Source organism: Kibdelosporangium persicum (assembly GCF_013280595.1).
Lineage (GTDB): Bacteria > Actinomycetota > Actinomycetes > Mycobacteriales > Pseudonocardiaceae > Kibdelosporangium > Kibdelosporangium persicum.
The window spans coordinates 17876-34802 of sequence record NZ_JAAATY010000006.1 but is presented as its reverse complement, the minus strand read 5'-3'; the positions used below and the strand labels follow the sequence as shown (position 1 = coordinate 34802).

The 16927-nt window shown below is 68.8% G+C and carries 14 protein-coding genes; 9 read left to right on the top strand and 5 right to left on the bottom strand.

Translation table 11 applies throughout. The features are described 5' to 3' along the window. Positions 1-2 precede the first annotated feature (2 nt). Complete coding sequence (locus GC106_RS12895; protein ID WP_217280455.1) at positions 3-2405, bottom strand: ABC transporter permease; 2403 nt, start codon at positions 2403-2405, stop codon at positions 3-5. Positions 2406-2413: 8 nt separating this feature from the next. Further along, on the bottom strand, positions 2414-3157 hold the full coding sequence (locus GC106_RS12890) for an ABC transporter ATP-binding protein (protein WP_173128939.1): 744 nt from the start codon (positions 3155-3157) through the stop codon (positions 2414-2416). A 149-nt stretch (positions 3158-3306) separates the two neighbouring features. On the opposite strand from GC106_RS12890, the gene GC106_RS12885 reads away from it, so the two are divergent. The 3 genes from GC106_RS12885 to manD all read left to right on the top strand — a co-directional run bounded on the left by GC106_RS12885 (position 3307) and on the right by manD (position 6511). Next, entirely contained in the window at positions 3307-4449 is a 1143-nt protein-coding gene (locus GC106_RS12885; protein WP_173128937.1) for a sensor histidine kinase, read from the top strand. Continuing rightward, positions 4446-5114, top strand: a complete 669-nt coding sequence (locus GC106_RS12880) for a response regulator (protein WP_173128934.1) — start codon at positions 4446-4448, stop codon at positions 5112-5114. The genes GC106_RS12885 and GC106_RS12880 overlap by 4 nt, the downstream gene beginning before the upstream one ends. A 209-nt stretch (positions 5115-5323) precedes the next feature. After that, on the top strand, positions 5324-6511 hold the full coding sequence (manD, locus tag GC106_RS12875) for a D-mannonate dehydratase ManD (protein ID WP_173129777.1): 1188 nt from the start codon (positions 5324-5326) through the stop codon (positions 6509-6511). 16 nt (positions 6512-6527) lie between these two features. Here the strand turns inward: manD and yczR are convergent, their stop codons facing one another. Further along, positions 6528-7982: a MocR-like transcription factor YczR gene (gene yczR / locus GC106_RS12870; protein WP_173128931.1), complete on the bottom strand. Its 1455-nt coding sequence runs from the start codon at positions 7980-7982 to the stop codon at positions 6528-6530. A 61-nt stretch (positions 7983-8043) separates the two neighbouring features. Here yczR and yczE point away from each other — a divergent pair, with 61 nt between their 5' ends. From yczE to GC106_RS12845, 5 genes are all read left to right on the top strand, one after another. Next, positions 8044-8709 carry a membrane protein YczE gene (yczE, locus tag GC106_RS12865; protein ID WP_173128928.1) on the top strand — a complete coding sequence of 222 codons (666 nt, stop codon included), beginning with the start codon at positions 8044-8046 and terminating at the stop codon, positions 8707-8709. 133 nt (positions 8710-8842) lie between these two features. After that, positions 8843-9862, top strand: a complete 1020-nt coding sequence (locus tag GC106_RS12860; RefSeq protein ID WP_173128927.1) for a LacI family DNA-binding transcriptional regulator — start codon at positions 8843-8845, stop codon at positions 9860-9862. Between the two features lie 28 nt (positions 9863-9890). Further along, entirely contained in the window at positions 9891-11201 is a 1311-nt protein-coding gene (locus GC106_RS12855; protein ID WP_217280454.1) for an ABC transporter substrate-binding protein, read from the top strand. Then, positions 11198-12178, top strand: a complete 981-nt coding sequence (locus tag GC106_RS12850) for a carbohydrate ABC transporter permease (protein ID WP_173128925.1) — start codon at positions 11198-11200, stop codon at positions 12176-12178. The genes GC106_RS12855 and GC106_RS12850 overlap by 4 nt, the downstream gene beginning before the upstream one ends. Further along, positions 12175-12996 carry a carbohydrate ABC transporter permease gene (locus GC106_RS12845; protein ID WP_312872621.1) on the top strand — a complete coding sequence of 274 codons (822 nt, stop codon included), beginning with the start codon at positions 12175-12177 and terminating at the stop codon, positions 12994-12996. Before GC106_RS12850 ends, GC106_RS12845 begins: the two co-directional genes overlap by 4 nt. A 117-nt stretch (positions 12997-13113) precedes the next feature. Here the strand turns inward: GC106_RS12845 and GC106_RS12840 are convergent, their stop codons facing one another. Continuing rightward, a complete protein-coding gene (locus GC106_RS12840) occupies positions 13114-13791 on the bottom strand; it encodes a type 1 glutamine amidotransferase domain-containing protein (protein ID WP_173128922.1) in 678 nt (225 codons plus the stop codon). Positions 13792-13898: 107 nt separating this feature from the next. Here GC106_RS12840 and GC106_RS12835 point away from each other — a divergent pair, with 107 nt between their 5' ends. Next, positions 13899-14795 (top strand): LysR family transcriptional regulator, encoded by an 897-nt coding sequence (locus tag GC106_RS12835; RefSeq protein WP_173128919.1) that lies wholly within the window; start codon positions 13899-13901, stop codon positions 14793-14795. Here GC106_RS12835 and GC106_RS12830 read toward each other — a convergent pair. Continuing rightward, positions 14761-16812, bottom strand: a complete 2052-nt coding sequence (locus GC106_RS12830) for a prolyl oligopeptidase family serine peptidase (protein WP_173128917.1) — start codon at positions 16810-16812, stop codon at positions 14761-14763. The genes GC106_RS12835 and GC106_RS12830 overlap by 35 nt on opposite strands. Positions 16813-16927: the final 115 nt, after the last annotated feature.

The window sequence follows — 16927 nt, the reverse complement described above, 5'->3', positions numbered from 1 at the left end:
GATCAGTCGGTGTCGGTGTGGACCGCCTGGAGGATCGGGATCCTGGCTGCCTTCCACGCGGGCCACAACGCCGCCAGGATGCCGATCGCGGCCGTGACGACCACGAACAGGCCCAGCCGGTCCCATGGCATGACGATCGGGATGCCGCCTTGACTCCGCACGGCCACCGCACCGACGACGCACCCGGCCACCAGTCCGGCCACGGCACCCAGGACGGCGATGATCACCGACTCCAGCCGCAGGATCGTACCGACCTGACGACGGGCGAGACCGACCGCGCGCAACAGGCCGATCTCCCTGATCCGTTCCATTGTGGACATCGTCATCGTGTTCACGACGGCCAGGGCGCCGATCAACACCGAGATGCTGAGCAACGCGTAGAGGACGTTCAGCACGGTGTCGAGTTCGCCGCCCGCGGCCTCGACGTACTCCGCCCGGGTCCGCACCACCAGGGTCGGATTGTCCAGTGTGCGCTGGATGTCCGCCTTGAGACTGTCGGTTTTCCCCGGCGCCGCCCTGACCAGGATCGTCGACGGTGACTCTCCCGCAGGCGCTCGGGACTGGTCCACCAGCGCCTCATACCGGAAACCGTCAGGCGCGTCGAAGATCGCCACGACCGGCAGCGGCAGGTTGCCGGGAACCACGCTGCCCACCGTCCAGTTGTGACGGTTGGCCTCCGTGCTGCTCACCGCGATGCCGTCGGCCAACCGGTCCAAAGAGCCCGCCTGGACGTGCAAGGACAGGAAGTCCCCGATCGTCGCGGCGTTCACGCCGGCCGCGTTCAGCCAGTCCCGGCCGAACTGGATGTTCACCGGGACGTACGGCGTGACGGCCGCGACATCGGGCAGCTGAGCGATCTGGGCCGCGGTGTCCGGGCCGATCTCGGCGAAATCGATCCCGGTGACCCGGATGTCCGCACGATCCCCGGTGTCCGCACGCTGCGCGTCCTGCGCCGCGACCGACGCGATCGGCACGGTCACAGCGGCGCAAATGGACAGCCCGATCATCAGGGCGCTGGCTGTCACGCCTGTCCGGCGCGGATTGCGGCGCGTGTTCTCCACGGCCAGCGTTCCCCGAACGCCCGCCAGCCGCGTCATCGGTCGCCGCAACAACGCGGTCAGCCAAACCCCGAACAGCGGCGTAAGGATGATCAACCCGATCAGCAACAGCGGCGCGCCGAAGTAGATCAGGTCCTGGGTACTCAACCCCGCCACCGTGGCTAGCGCGCCGAGACCGGTCACCACGAGACCGGTAATGTTGCGACGGCGCAACGACTTCCCGGACGGCGGGAGCCCGGTCCGCAGTGCGGCGATCGGCGGAATCGAACCGGCTCGGCGGGCAGGAACGTACGCCGCCAGAACCGTCACGCCCACGCCGACACCGAGCGCGGCGAGAACCGGGCCGACGCCGAACACCCGCAACTCGACCGGTGGCCCGTCGGTGACCGAGAACAGCGAGCTCAACAGGGCCGCGCCGCCGATCCCCAGCAGATAGCCGAGAACCGTGGCCACCACGCCCAACACGACGGCTTCGGTAAGCACCATCCTCAGTACGTAACGACGCTCGGCTCCGACAGCCCGCAGCAGCGCATGTTCCCGGGCACGTGCCGCCGACAGCATGGTGAATGTGTTGGCCACGAGGAAAACCGACGCGAACAACGCCACACCGGCGAACACCAGCAGGATCTCGGTCAGTTTGTTGTCGGAGCCCGGTTTGGTCATCTCCGTCGCCGTGTCGGCGACGAAGTCCCTCGACAGGACAGCGCTGACATTCGCCGCGAGCGTGCCCTCACTCGTACCGGGAGCCGTGGTCAGGTTGACCGCCGTGTAACTGTCCGGCGACTTGGCGAACAAGTTCCGCGCGGTCGCCTCGTCAAACGCGGTCAACGTGCCGCCCTGCGCGACGCGAGCATCGTCCGGGGCAGTGAAGATCCCGACCAGCCGGACCTGCCGGGCCGTCCCGCCGACGACGACACGGAACTGATCACCCACCTGGTAACCGGTACGTTTCGCCGTCCAGTCGTCGATCGCGATCTGGTCCGAAGACGCCGGTTCCTGTCCACCGACGAGCCGGTGGTGACCGTCGTAATTCACGCCACCGGCCAGCACCGGCGGCCCGACCAGCGACCCGTTCTTGTCGAGGATGAACGCACGGCCTTCCGCGACGGGCCGTACTTCGCCGACACCGGGCACGCCGCGCAACTGTGACACCAGGCTCGCGGGCACCGGCGTGGTGATCACCCGTGGGCTGACCTGCACCGCGAAGTCCGGCTGGGTACGATCCAAAGTGGCCTGGACCGAAGCGCCGTACAGCAGCGAACCCGAGACGAACGCGACGCCCAGCGTGACGGCCACCAACGGCAGCAGGAAACGGACTTTTACAGCCAGGATCGAACGAATCGCCATCCGGAACATCAGTGCACCGCCTGCGCGTCGAAGCGGCGCATCCGGTCCAGCACGCGGTCGGCGGTCGGCCGCGCCATCTCGTCGACGAGCCGTCCGTCAGCCAGGAACAGCACGCGGTCGGCGTATCCGGCGGCGATCGGGTCATGCGTGACCATCACGACCGTCTGCCCCCATTGGCGTGCACACATCTGAAACAAGCCAAGGATCTGCGCGCCGGTACGGGAGTCGAGGTTACCGGTCGGCTCGTCCGCGGCGATGATCTCCGGCCGCGAGACCAACGCCCGAGCACAGGCGACGCGCTGCTGCTGGCCACCGGAGAGCTCCGACGGCCGGTGGCCGAGCCGGTCGGCCAGCCCGACCGCATCGATGACCTGCTCGGTCCACGCCGTGTCCGGACGCACGCCGGCCAACGACAGCGGCAACACGATGTTCTCCCACGCGGTCAGCGTGGGCAGCAGGTTGAACGACTGGAAGACGAACCCGATCTTCTCCCGCCGCAGCCGGGTGAGCTTGGCCTCGGTCAACGAGCCGAGGTCCACCCCGCCGATCCACGCCTTGCCCGAGGTCGGCGTGTCCAGCCCGGCCAGGCAGTGCAGGAACGTCGACTTGCCCGAGCCGGACGGCCCCATCACCGCGGTGAACTCGCCCCGCTGGAACCGCGCCGACACCCCCGCCAGGGCCGTCACGGCCGCCTGGCCGGTTCCGTAGACCTTGCCGAGCTGGTCGGCCGCGGCGACCGTTCGCTGATCCATCACACACCGTTCTCGTCGCCTTGATCTGACGCCACCGATCATGTGCGCGGGCGACGGCCCGGCGGATCAGCCACACAGGCGAATGAGAGCGGCACCGCTCAGCCGAAAGAATGAGGCCGGTGGATCACCGCTGTCGTAGCGTTGCCGCCATGCTGGGCATCTTCGACAGACTCTCCTGGCCGCAGCGCGTCACCACCGCGGTGCTCGCCGCGGTGGCTGTGTTCCTGGTGATCGTCGAGGCGCTCAGCGTCGAGTCGGTGCCCGGCGCGGTCGGCATCCTGCTCTGCGGCCTGCTGCCCGTGGCGACGCTGCTCATGCCGACCGTGTCCGCGGCGGCCGTCAGCGCGATCGCCGTGCTGTCGATCACGTTCACCATCATCTGCACGCAACTGCCGGTGCCGCCGGACAACACCTTCGGCATCATCGAGATGCTCGGCCTGGCGACGCTGACGGTCAGGGTGATCATCCAGTTCCGGCCGCTGCCAGCGACGTGGCTGACGGCGCTGTTCGTCGTCGCGGCGCCGCTGTTGCCGTTGCGCCTCCCGGACGAGGAGTACCGGCCTCTCATGGGCGCGGCGATCCTGTTCGGCATGGCCTTCGTGGCGATGCTCGGCATGTACATGCGCCTTTACGACCGGCGGCGCGTCGACGCCTTCGAGCTCGCCCGCCAGGCACAGCGCCTGGAATACGCCCGTGACCTGCACGATTTTGTCGCCCATCACGTCACCGCGATCGTCGCACAGGCCAAGGCGGTGCGGTTCACCACGGCGGCTGGCCTGCCGCCGTCACCCGAGGCACTCGACGACATGCTCGCCGGGATCGAGAAGGCCGGCTCCCAGGCGCTGGTGTCGATGCGCGGCATGATCACCGTGCTGCGGGACGACGGCGAACCGGTCCGTCCACATCAGACACTGCCGGACGCGGTGGCCGCGGCCGCGGGCACCTTCACCGGTCCCCCGGTGACGACGTCGATCGACGAGAGCATCGCCGCGCGTGATCTTCCGCAGGAGACGCTCGACGCGGCGAAACACGTTGTCCAGGAATCGCTGACCAACATCCTGCGGCACGCTGCGGAGGTGACCCGGGTGAAGATCCGCGCGCGTGACGAAGGGAGTTCCGTGACGATCACCGTGACCAACGACGGCATCGCCGCCGACAACGGCCTGCCCAGCGGCGGTTTCGGTCTGGTCGGGCTCACCGAGCGCGTCGAGTCGGCCGGTGGCCGGCTGACCGCGGGGCCAACGGGTGGCGGATGGTCGGTCACCGCCGTGCTGCCATCATCAACGGCATGACGATCCGTGTGCTGATCGCCGACGACCAGGAGATGATGCGATCGGCGTTCCGGATGATCCTCGACTCCCAGCCCGACATGCGGGTCGTCGCGACCGTCGGCGACGGGGAGGCCGCGGTCGACCAGGCCCGCGGGCTGCGCCCGGACGTGTGCCTGCTCGACATCCGGATGCCCAGACTGGACGGCCTGGAGGCGACTCGGCTGCTGGCCGGCCCGGACGTCCGCGATCCGCTGAACGTGGTGATCGCGACCACGTTCGACCTGGACGAGTACGTCTACCGGGCGCTGCGCAACGGAGCCTGCGGGTTCCTGCTCAAGGACATGTCCCCCGCCCTGCTCGTCGAGGCCGTCCGGGCGGCGGCCAACGGGATGTCGTTGATCTCCCCCACGGTGACCGTCCGGCTGCTGTCGCATCTGGCTCCACAGCGCACAGACGAACCCGCCGCACCGGAACAGGCGCCCATCGAACCGTTGACCGAGCGGGAACTGGCGGTCGTGAAACTGGTCGCACAAGGCCGAACGAACGAGGAAGCCGCGGCCGAGTTGTACGTCACCCAGGCGACGGTGAAAACGCATCTGGCGAACGTGCAACGGAAACTCGGCGTGCGCAACCGGGTCGAGGTCGCCGCTTGGGCGTGGCGCACCGGAATCTGCCAAGCAGGCTGAGCGAATTCGCGGCGACGGTGGCGGACGCCGGGCCCGCTGCCCCGTCCTTGCGATGGCTTTATTTCGTCACTATCTATTTTACCGTGTTCGTAGTCCTAGATGCAGTTACCCGGCCATGCACACCATCCCTGAACCCCGTGAAAAACTCGCGCTCGCCACCGTCTCCGGCCGGACTGCCGGGGCGACCAAGGGGTGAAGGGAATCCATGGATCGTCGCCGCGGACGTGATCGTGACCAGTCCTGGCCGCAACTTCGTCACACTGAAGATCGAGACCGACGACGGCGTCACCGGGCTCGGCGACGCCACGCTCAACGGCCGTGAACTGGCCGTCGCCACCTACCTGTCCGAACACGTGGTGCCGTTGCTGACCGGCACGGACCCGCACCGGATCGAGGACACCTGGCAGTCGCTCTACCGTGGCGCCTACTGGCGGCGCGGACCCGTCACGATGGCCGCGATCGCCGCTGTGGACGTGGCGTTATGGGACATCAAGGCCAAGGTGGCCGGTCTGCCGCTGTACCAGTTGCTCGGCGGCAAAAGCCGTGACCGGGTCAGGACGTACGGGCACGCGCACGGAAGCGACATGCCCGAGCTGTTCGACTCCATCAACGCCCGGATCGCCCAGGGCTATCCCGCGATCCGGGTGCAGACCGGCATCCCGGGTCTCCGGAAGGTGTACGGCGTCCGGTCCACTCTGGACCAGGGCGTGCTGCCGGTGGTCGAGGACTGGGACTCCGCGGCCTACATGCGGCACGTGCCCGCGGTGTTCGAAGAAGTCCGCAACGAGTTCGGCCCGCGACTGCCGCTGCTGCACGACGTCCATCACCGCCTCACCCCGATCCAGGCGGCCCGGCTGGGCAGGGACCTGGAGCCGTACGACCTGTTCTGGCTGGAGGACTGCACACCGGCGGAGAACCAGGACGGGCTGCGTCTGGTCCGCCGGAACACCACCACACCGCTCGCGATCGGCGAGGTGTTCAACTCGGTCTTCGACTACCAGACACTCGTCAACGAGCAGCTCATCGACTACGTCCGGTCCTCCGTCACGCACTTCGGAGGAGTGACGCCGCTGAAGAAGCTGTTCGACTTCGCCGCCCTGCACCAGATCAGGAGCGGGATTCACGGCCCCGAGGACATCTCCCCCGTCGGCATGGCCGCCGGAATCCACCTGGACCTGGCGATCCACAACTTCGGAATCCAGGAGTACTCCGGGTACACGGACCTGACTCATGAGGTTTTCCCGCACGCCTTCACCTTCACCGACGGCTACCTGCATCCGGGTGACGCTCCCGGGATCGGCGTCGAGCTCGACGAGCAACTCGCCGCCGCGCATCCGTACGCACCGGCCTACCTGCCCGTGAACCGGTTGCTCGACGGGACCGTCCACGACTGGTGACACTCCATCGGGCGGCCTACGCGACGGGCACGTTCACCGCGGGCACACCAGCGCAGCTGCGAACTGACGCCACCGCGAGACTCAACCGCCGCACGGCCTCGCTCAGGTGCTCGGACGGCAGGGCGAAAGGCACCCGCAACCACCGTTCCATCCCGCCGTGCACACCGAACCGGGAACCAGGCGCCAGCTGCACGCCGTGGTTCGCCGCGGACACGGCCAGTCGCGTGCTCATCGGCTTGGGCAGCCTGCACCACAACGAAAGCCCGCCGGACGGCATCGTGAACGTCCAATCCGGGCAGTAGTGGCCAAGCGCCGCGGCCAGCGCGTCCCGCCGGCCGCGGAAATCCTGCCGCCGCTGGGCCAACGCCGCGTATCCGGCGGGTTCCAGCATCGCGGCGAGCACCAACTGCTCGAACACCGGAGCGCCGAGGTCCACGGCGAACCGCGAGGACAGCAACCGGTCCAGCAGATCGGCCGAGGCACGGATCCAGCCGAGCCGCAGGCCGCCCCAGTGCGACTTCGAGGCCGAGCCGAGAGTCAGGGACAGTTCTCCCGCGAACGACGCCAGCGGCGGCGGCCCGTCGAGTGGGTCACTGTCGTAGTCGAGTTCCACCAGGGACTCGTCGATGACGACCGGCGTGCGTGTGCGGGCGAGCAGGCCACCGAGACGCTCCCGCTGCTCGGCATCGAGCCGATGGCCCGTCGGGTTCTGGAAGTCGGCCATGAGATAGGCGAACCGGGGTGACGCCTGGCGCAGCGCCGCCTCGACGCCCGCCAGATCCCACCCCTCGCCCGGGTCCAGCGCGACTGGCACGGGCAGGGCATGCGCGGCGCGCAACGCGTCCAGCGCGTTGGGGTACGTCGGCTGCTCCACGAGCACCCGATCGCCCGGCCCGGCCAGCATTCGCAGGCACAGCACAAAAGCCGAGTACGCGCCGCCGGTGATCATCACCTGCTCCTCGGTGGTCGGCAGGCCACGCGCGGTGTACCGCTCGGCGATCCGTGACCGCAGGGACGGCAGACCACCGGTGACGTAACCGTTGCCCGTGACGTACGCCGCGAGGTCATGGCGTGCCGCGTCGGCCGCGGCCGTCAGCCCGGGCAACGCCGAAGGCGCGGCTTTCGCCAGGTCGAAGATGCCGTCGGTGACCGGGATCTCGAGGTCTCGGCGGCGTGCGCCCGTGCCCGCGATCCACGATCCCGCGCCCTGACGGCTGGCGACGATCCCGTCCTCCCTGAGGCGGTCCAATGCCGCGCCGATCAGGGTGCGGCTCACGCCCAGGGCGGCCGCCAGCTCCCGCTCCGCAGGCAGGCGCGTCCCGATCGGCAACTGGCCGTCGAGGACGTACATCTCGACGGCGGCCGCCAGATCAGTCGATCCGTGCCGGGAGCCGCGACGCCGCCACTCCCCCAGCAAAACGGCCAATCTCTCGCCCGAAATGCGGCTTCCCAGCGGGATGGTGGCGGTCATAAGGCCAATTATCCGCCATTGGCCCTGGAATGCCAGACCAGTTGTCCCGGAGACTGACGCCGTGGCACCCGTTGATCTCAGTTCACTCAGTCTCCGTCATGCGCCGGTCCGCCGGTGCGGCCAGTTGCTCGCCGGTCTCGTGCTCTACGGCGTCAGCATGGCCATGCTGTCCCGCTCCCACCTGGGCCTCTTCCCGTGGGACGTGCTGACCGACGGGCTGACCAAGCGCACTGGGCTCACGTTCGGCACGATCACGGCCATCGTGTCGCTGGTGGTCATGCTGCTGTGGATTCCGCTGCGGCAACGCCCCGGCGTCGGCACGATCGCCAACATCGTGGTGGTCTCGGTGTCGGTCGACCTGGCCAGGGCCGTCCTGCCGGACCAGCGGCTCCTCGCGTGGCAGATCGTGTTCCTGGCCGGGGGCATCGTGCTCAACGCCGCCGCCACCGCGGTCTACGTCGGCGCCCGCCTCGGCCCCGGCCCGCGCGACGGGCTGATGACCGGTCTGACCGCCCGTACCGGCTGGTCGGTCCGGCTGGTGCGGACCGGGATCGAAGTGATCGTGCTCGGAGCGGGCTGGCTGCTGGGTGGCACGGTCGGCGTCGGCACCGTGCTCTACGCATTGGCCGTCGGACCGCTCACGCAACTGCTCCTGCCCCTGGTCACGTGGCGGGCAGCGTCGCGTGCACCATTCCGGCACCGCGTGTCCACCACTGCCGCACCATGAGCCACCCAGGGCCACTCCCCGTCGCGTGATGGCCGAACGGATCGCCCAGCCTTGACAGGGGGCGACCGGTCGGCCACAGTTGGTCATTTGACCGGTCAAATGACCAGGCGTGACCGGCGGTCTGGAGTGGGCAGTGACGACAGACGGACAGGCGGTGACGCTTCGGCAGGTCGCGGCGCAGGCCGGCGTCTCCCGCCAGACCGTCTCCAACGTGCTCAACGCCCCCGAGCGGGTCGACCCCGCCACCCGGCTCAAGGTCCGGGCCGCGATCGAATCGCTCGGCTACCAGCCGAGCCGGACCGCGCGCAGCCTGGCCACCCGCCAGGCCGGGCTGATCGGCTACTGCCTCGCCCGGCACCCCGGCCGGAGCCTGTTCACCGACCCGTTCCTGCACGCGCTGACCGAGGCCATCGAGGCCACCGGGCGGCGCCTGCTGGTGTTCACCGCACCCGAAGGTGCCGAAGGCCTGGCCACGTACGCCGATCTGATCGCCCAGCGGGCGGTGGACGCCTTCATCCTGTCCGACACCGTCGACGGAGACCCCCGGCACGGGTGGCTGGCCAGTCGCGGCGTCCCGTTCGCGTCCTTCGGACGCACCTGGCCCGAGCAGGGCGAGCAGCCCGGGCGGTGGGTCGACGTGGACGGCGCTGGAGCGTGCGCCGAGCTGGTCCGCGGGCTGCATTCGGCGGGCCACGACCGGATCGCGTTCCTGGGCTGGCGCGATCCGGTGCCCGTGGGCGCGGCGAAGGACCGTCAGCGCGGATGGCGGGACGAATGCCGCCGCCTGGGCCTGCCGGAGCAGGCGGCGTACGCCGATTCGGACAGCATGGAAGGCGCCGCACACGCTGCGGCCACACTGCTGGACGCGGCACAACCGCCGACAGCCATCGTCGCGGCGGGTGACCTGCTCGCGGTGGGCGTGATCAGCGAGGTGCGGCGCCGCGAACTGCGCCCCGGGCATGACATCTGGGTGACCGGGTTCGACGACTCACTGCTCGCGACGTCGGTGGAAGGCGGGCTGACCACTGTCCGCCAGCCGGCCGCCGAGATCACGGCCACCCTCGTCCGGCTGCTCGACGCGGGGCCAGGCCGGTCCGGCGTGCTGCTGGACGGCCGGATCGTGTCGCGGAGCAGCGCGCCCCTGGATTTGTGACACCTCAACCGGTGATGGGAGAAAGCTGATGGCGGGGTCAAAGACGACCGGGCTGCGCATGGCTGCCTTGGCCTGCGTGGGATTACTGGCCGTGTCGTGCGGCAGTGACAGCGGCGGATCGGGATCTCCCGGGGGCACGAACGCCGCTCCGGCGCTCGAAGGCCGTGGCGAGATCACCATGGTCACCGGCAAGGACACGTCCAACAACATGCAGCGGCTGACCGACGAGTGGAACGCCCAGCACCCGAACGAGAAGGTCCGGATCGTCGAACTGCCCGAGTCCGCGGACGCCCAGCGCCAGCAGCTGGTGCAGAACGCGCAGGTCAAGTCCGACTCCTACACCATCCTCAACCTCGACGTGGTGTGGACGGCCGAGTTCGCCGCCAACCGCTGGGTCGTCGAGTTGCCGCGTGACGAGTTCGACCTGGAGAACTTCCTCAAGCCCGCCGTGGACACGGCCGAGTACCGCGGCAGGCTGTACGCCGTGCCGGTGTACTCCGACGGCGGATTGCTGTACTACCGCAAGGACCTGCTGGCGAAGGCGGGCGTCCAGCCGCCGAAGACCTGGGACGAGCTGACCGCCGCGTGCCAGAAGGTCAAGGCGCTGCCCGAAGCCGCGGCCATCGGCTGCTACACCGGCCAGTTCGAGAAGTTCGAAGGCCTGACGGTGAACTTCGCCGAGGCGGTGAACTCCGCGGGCGGCACGATCGTGGACGAGTCCGGCAAGCCCACTGTGGACACTCCGCAGGCCAGGGCCGGGCTGGACAAACTGGTGCGGGGCTTCCAGAGCGGGGTCATCCCGCAGAAGGCGATCACGTTCAAGGAGGAGGACGGCCGCCGCTCGTTCCAGGCCGGTGAGCTGGTCTTCATGCGGCAATGGCCCTACCAGTGGGCGCTGGCCAACAAGACCGACGGGTCGTCGCAGGTCGCGGGCAAGTTCGACGTCGCGCCGCTGCCCAGTGACGGAGCCGGCCCCGGGGTGTCCAGCCTCGGTGGGCACAACTTCGCGATCTCGGCGTTCGCCAGGAACAAGGCGACCGCGCTGGACTTCATCAAGTACTTCACCAACGACGTGTCCCAGCGCTCGAACCTGCTGGCCACCTCGCAGGCGCCGACCCGCACCAAGCTGTACGACGACCCTGAGCTGGGCAAGCAGTTCCCGTACCTGCCGATCCTCAAGCAGTCCATCCTCAGCGCCAAGCCGCGGCCGAAGGCCGTGCGCTACGGCGACGTCACCACCGCGATCCAGGAAGCCGCGTACGCGGCGCTGACCGGCGCCAAGGACAGCGGCACCGCGTTGCGGGAGTTGCAGGTCAAGCTCCAGGACCTGCTCAAGTGACCGTGCTGCCCCGGCGTGGCAGGGCGGCGGGTGAAGCCGGACGGCTCGCCGCCCTGCTGCTGTCCCCCACCTTCGTCGTGCTCGGCCTGGTCGTGGGCTATCCGCTGGTGGCGGCCCTGCGGGAATCGCTCTACCAGACCGGGCAGACGGTCGACGCCGAGGGATTTGTCGTGCAGGGCGAGCGGTTCGTCGGACTGGACAACTACGCGGCGATGTTCAGCGGACCGGCCGCCGCGCGGTTCTGGAACGCCTTTGGCAACACCACGTTCTTCACCGTGGTGACCGTGGCCGCCGAGGTGGTCATCGGCGTCGCGATGGCGCTGGTGATGCACCAGGCGCTGCGCTGGCGTGGCATCGTCCGGGCGGGCATCCTGGTGCCGTGGGCGATCCCCACGGCCGTCTCGGCGATCCTGTGGCAGTGGATCTTCCAGGCCGACGGCGTGGCGAACGCGATCATCGGCAGCCAGGTCCTGTGGACCACCGAGGGCTGGCAGGCCAAGGCCGCCGTGATGATCGCGGACATCTGGAAGACCGCGCCGTTCATCGGGTTGCTGGTGCTGGCCGGGCTGCAGATCATCCCGCGGGACGTCTACGAGGCCGCCAGAGTGGACGGTGCCGGCCCGGTCCGCCAGTTCTTCTCGATCACGCTCCCGCTCGTCCGGCCGGTGCTCGTGGTCGCGGTGTTGTTCCGGGTGCTGGACACGTTGCGGATGTTCGACCTGCCGTTCGTGCTGATCGGCAACCGCAAGGAATCCGTGGAGACCCTGACGATGCTGGCCTGGGACGAGGCCAGCAACCTCAGATTCGGGCCCGCCGCGGCCTACGCCACGGTCTTGTTCGGCTACGTCGCTGTTGTCGCGCTGGTGTTCGTGAAGCTTCTGGGCGCGGACGTGATCGGCGAGGCGCGGGAACGCATCAGAAAGGACCGTGCGCGTAAGGAAGAACCGTTGGTGCGACCCGGGGTGGTGCACGCGTGAACACTCGTGCTGTGCTCCGGTACGCCGGGCTGGCGGCGATCCTGATGTACTGCCTGTCGCCGTTCTACTGGATGCTGGTGTCGGCGTTCCGCCGTCCGTCGGACCAGTTCTCGTTGTCCCCCATCCCGGACCCCATCTCGGTCACGAACTTCACCGCGGTGTTCGGGGTGGACGTCGGGTTCGGCCGCGCGCTGGTCAACAGCGTGGTGGTGGCCGGGATCGCCACGGTGCTGACCCTGCTGATCGGTCTCTCCGCGGCGTACACCCTGGCCCGGCTGAGGTTCCGGTTCAAGAACGCGGTCGCCGCGCTGATCATCGCGACCTCCATGTTCCCCGGCATCTCGCTGGTCGTGCCGTTGCTGAAGCTCGTCACGGACATCGACTGGATCAACACCTACCAGGCGATGATCGTGCCGAGCATGTCGTTCGCGCTGCCGCTGGCGGTGTGGAACCTCACCGCGTTCTTCCGGCAGATGCCCGGGGAGCTCGAAGAGGCGGCGATGATCGACGGCTGCACCCGGTTGCAGGCGTTCCGCAGGATCATCCTGCCGTTGGCCGCGCCCGGCGTGTTCACCACCGCGATCATCACGTTCATCACGGCGTGGAACGAGTTCATCATCGCGTTGTCCATGGTGAATGACAAGTCGATGCAGACCGCGACCGTGGCCATCTCCCGGTTCACCGGCGCGTACGGCTTCGACCAGCCGTTCGGCACCCAGATGGCGGCGGGCGTGGTCGTCACGGTCCCGCTGGTCGTCCTGGTCCTGGTGTTCCAGCGGCGGATCATCGCCGGGCTCACCGCCGGAGGCGTGAAGTGAAGTCGTTGTCCTGACAGCACTTTCACCCGGGGCCGCGCCCGGTGCCGGGCGCGGCCCCGGCACGTGTGTCAGGATCGAACCGTTCGCGGCACCGTCCATGATAGACAGTGCCGACGTTCATCGGCTTTCGTTCCGCAAGGCGGCGACCACGTGGTTCGCGGTCTGTGTGCTCGACTGCGGGTTCTGGCCGGTGATCAGGGTGCCGTCGACGACCACGGTGTCCGACCACGGCGCGCCGACCTCGACGATCGCCCCGAGTTCGCGCAGCCGGGTCTCGACGAAGTACGGCGTCTTCTCCCCGGTGCCGCCGTTGAGCTCCTCGGCGTTGCTGAACACCGTGAGGCGCTTGCCCGCGAACGCGAACTCCCCGCCGGCAGCCGTGCTCAGCAGCGCGGCCTGACCATGGCACAGCGAGCCGACGATCTTGCCCTGGTCGACGGAGGCACGCAGCAGCCGTGCCACGTCCGGGTCCTGGGCGAGGTCGGTCATCGGGCCGTGACCTCCGGGGAAGTAGATGGCGTCATAGTCGTCGATGGACACCTCGCTGAGCGCGAGCGGCTTGGCGAGGACGTCGGCGATGCCGTCCAGGTACTCCACGAACGGGGCGACCATGCTGCCCTGGTCGGGCGTCGGCCGCACACCGCCCGGGGTGGCGATGTCGACGTCGATGCCTGCCTCGGTGAACACCTTGTGCGACGCGGCCACCTCCTCGGCCCAGAAGCCGGTCGGGTGCACCGAACCATCGGTCATCACGAGCGAGTCGGCGCCGGTGAGGACCATCAGAACCTTGGCCATCGGGATGTCTTCCTTTCGTACGCGGTGCTCACGACAACGGCCATTCCATCAGAAATCATCCGGTAGGCTCACCAGAGCCATAACGATTCTTATGGATGGGGTGTTGCGTGCCGAACCTCGATCTGCTCGTCACGTTCCTGGCGATCCACCGCACCGGGTCGCTCACCGCGGCCGCCGCCAGGCGTGGGCTGACCCAGCCGGCGGTCAGTGGCCAGCTGGCGAAGCTGGAGCAGGAGCTCGGCACGCCGTTGTTCGTCCGTTCCGGCCGTGGCGTGGTCCCCACGGCCTTCGCCGATGATCTCGCCGCTCGCGTCGGCCCGCATCTCGATCAGCTCACAGTGGAGCTCGACACCGGCTCCCAGGTCTCCGGCACGGTGCGGCTCGGCGGGCCCGCCGAGATGATGGCGGCGCGCATCCTGCCGGCCCTGGCTCCGCTCACCAGCCGGGGTCTTCGGCTGGACATCACGCTGGACCTCGCCGAGAACCTGCTCGCCGCGCTGTACGACGACCAGCTCGACCTCGTGATGTCGGCCATCCGGCCCAAGCGCGGGAACGTCGTCGTCACGACCTTTGTCGACGAGGAGTTCATCCTGGTCGGACCACCGCCGCTCGCCCGGACGATCGACGCCGCCCGGCTGGCCGAGGATCCGGTGAAGGCGTTGGCGCACCTGCCTTTGGTGGCCTACGACCGGAACCTGCCGATCATCCGCCGGTACTGGCGGTCGGAGTTCGGCCGCAGGCCACCCAATGCCACGTCCATCACGGTCCCGGACCTGCGTGCGGTGCTCGCGGCGGTGGTCGCGGGCGCGGGCGTCTCAGTGCTGCCGCGCTACATCGCCGAGCCCGCGCTCACCGCGGGTTCGGTGGAGATCCTGCATCAGGCGCAGGTGCAACCGCTGAACACCGCTTTCCTTGTCACCCGCCCGGGTGGGTTGGCCACGCCGTCGATCGCCCTGGTGCACGACCAGCTCAAAGCGCGGTCGCGCGTGTGGGGCGCGCTGTGAGACCGAGCTGATCCATCACAAAAGCCAGGATCTCGGCCCGGACCTCGGCGCCGATCACCGGATCGATGCTGCCGTGACCGACGTCGTCCCAGATCCGCAGCAGCACGGGCCGGTCCGACGTGGTCGCGTACTGCAGGGCGGCCGTGAACTTCCTGCCCTGGAACGGCGGGCAGCCGATGTCGTGCTCGCCGATCACCTGGAGCACCGCCGGATACGCGACGTCCGGCTGCACGTTGTGGTACGGCGAGTACGCGGCCATGACCTTGGCATCAGCGGGATCTTGGGCGTCGCCGTAATCCTTGGCGTAGACGGCCAGGATCGCGCCCGCACCCTCCACACCGGACAGTGGTTCCAGCACGTCCAGCACCGGCACCTGGGCGACGACGGCCTGCCAGAGCTCCGGCTGCTGCACCGCGGCCACGCCCGCGAGCAGACCGCCGTTGGAGGCTCCATGGAACGCCAGCGAACTGGCGATTCCGCGGTCGAGCAGGTCTTCGGCGACCGCCCGCAGATCGTCGAAGACGTTCTGTTTGTGCTGCCGCCGCCCGGACTCGTACCAGTCGCGCCCGTACTCGCTGCCCCCGCGCAGGTTCGCCCGCACGTAGATGCCGCCTGCTTCGAGGAACGGCAGAGTGTCGCCGAGGAACACCGGCAGCCACGGGATGTTGAACCCGCCATAGGCGTTGACCAGTGCCGGCCTTCCGCCGGTGGCGCCCCCGCACGCGAGGACGAAGTACGGCACGCGGGTGCCGTCGGCGGACGTCGCGAAGAATTGCTCGACCGTGATGCCGTCGAGGGTCTCGCCGTCCTCGAGGACTTCGAGATCGACGCCGGCCACGTCCAGCCGGTACTTGGTGTCGGCCGACGTGAAGGTGTTGGCCGCGAAGGTGAACTCCTCGGACCGTGGCCGGACGCGATCCAGCACGAGCCCGAACGACGCGCTGGCCCGCGGCAGGGGTGCGGTGCCGACGAACGTGCCGTCCAGTTCGTGCACGCTGATGTCCAGGGAGACGTCCTTCAGGGCGGCGATGACGATCCGTCCGTCCACAATGTCCAGCGACCGCAGGACACGCTCGCCCGCCGGGATGATCTCCCGCCAGGTCTCCCGGTCGGTCGAGGTCGCCACCGGGATCGCCACGACTCGGCCCCGTGGCGTGTCGGTCGCGATCGCCAGGTAGGTCTCCTCGTCGAGCCAGGCGCCGTGGAGTTCTTCGGTGAAACCGGCGGGCGTGAACCGGCGCCATTGCCCGGTCTCCAGGTCCCCGATCACGGACGCCACGTATTCGTGCGGCACGGTCACGCCCAGCACGTACCGGCCCGACGGTGAGACCTGGGGCGTCAAGCCCAAAGCGGTCGGCGAGACGTCGGTGAACTCGAACACCGCCTCCGGGTGCTGGGGCGCGTCCTCGGCGACGCGTGCGAACCGGAGTGCGTGCTTTCCTTCGGGTGTGCGGCCGTGCAGGAAGAAGCCGGTGCCGTCCGGCAGCCAGTCGACACGCAGCATGTTGCCCTGCATGGTGGGTTCCGCGACGTCCAGCAGCCGGCCGGTTTCCACGTCGGCGACACCGTAGTGGCCGAACGGCTCGCCGCCTGCCGAGTGGCTGAACGCCACTTTCCTGCCGTCTGGCGACGGAATCGCGTACAGGAAGGCCGTCGGCCGCCCGTCTCCGCGCTGTGCCGTGATGTCGTCGGAGTCGACGAGGACCCGGTCGTCCACGCGAAGGACTTGAGCTGTCCCCTTGTCGTTCCGCCCGAGCCAGAACCGCTTCCCGGCTGCTTTCACGCTGGCGCTGAGCGTGGCCTCGACAGCCAGGGGCCGTGCGCGCACGGACTCCAGCACCGGCTCGAAGTTCGGCGACGACCGGATCGCCGCCATGGCCTTGGACACCTGCGCACGCTGCCAGTCCCGCACTTCGTCGGTCTCGGCGTGCAGCCAGTCGTAGGGATCTTCAAAGGTCACGCCGCCGATCGTCTTGCTGACCGGGCGGCGGGGCGTCTGTTCGTCAAATGCTCTCATCATCCAGATGATGTCATCATCTGAAGTTGGCGGGCAAGGCGGGGCGGTTGACACCGAAGCGATGGCACGGCAACACTCGGGTGACCTTCGGGAGAGCGCTCTCCAAGCCCCTGCG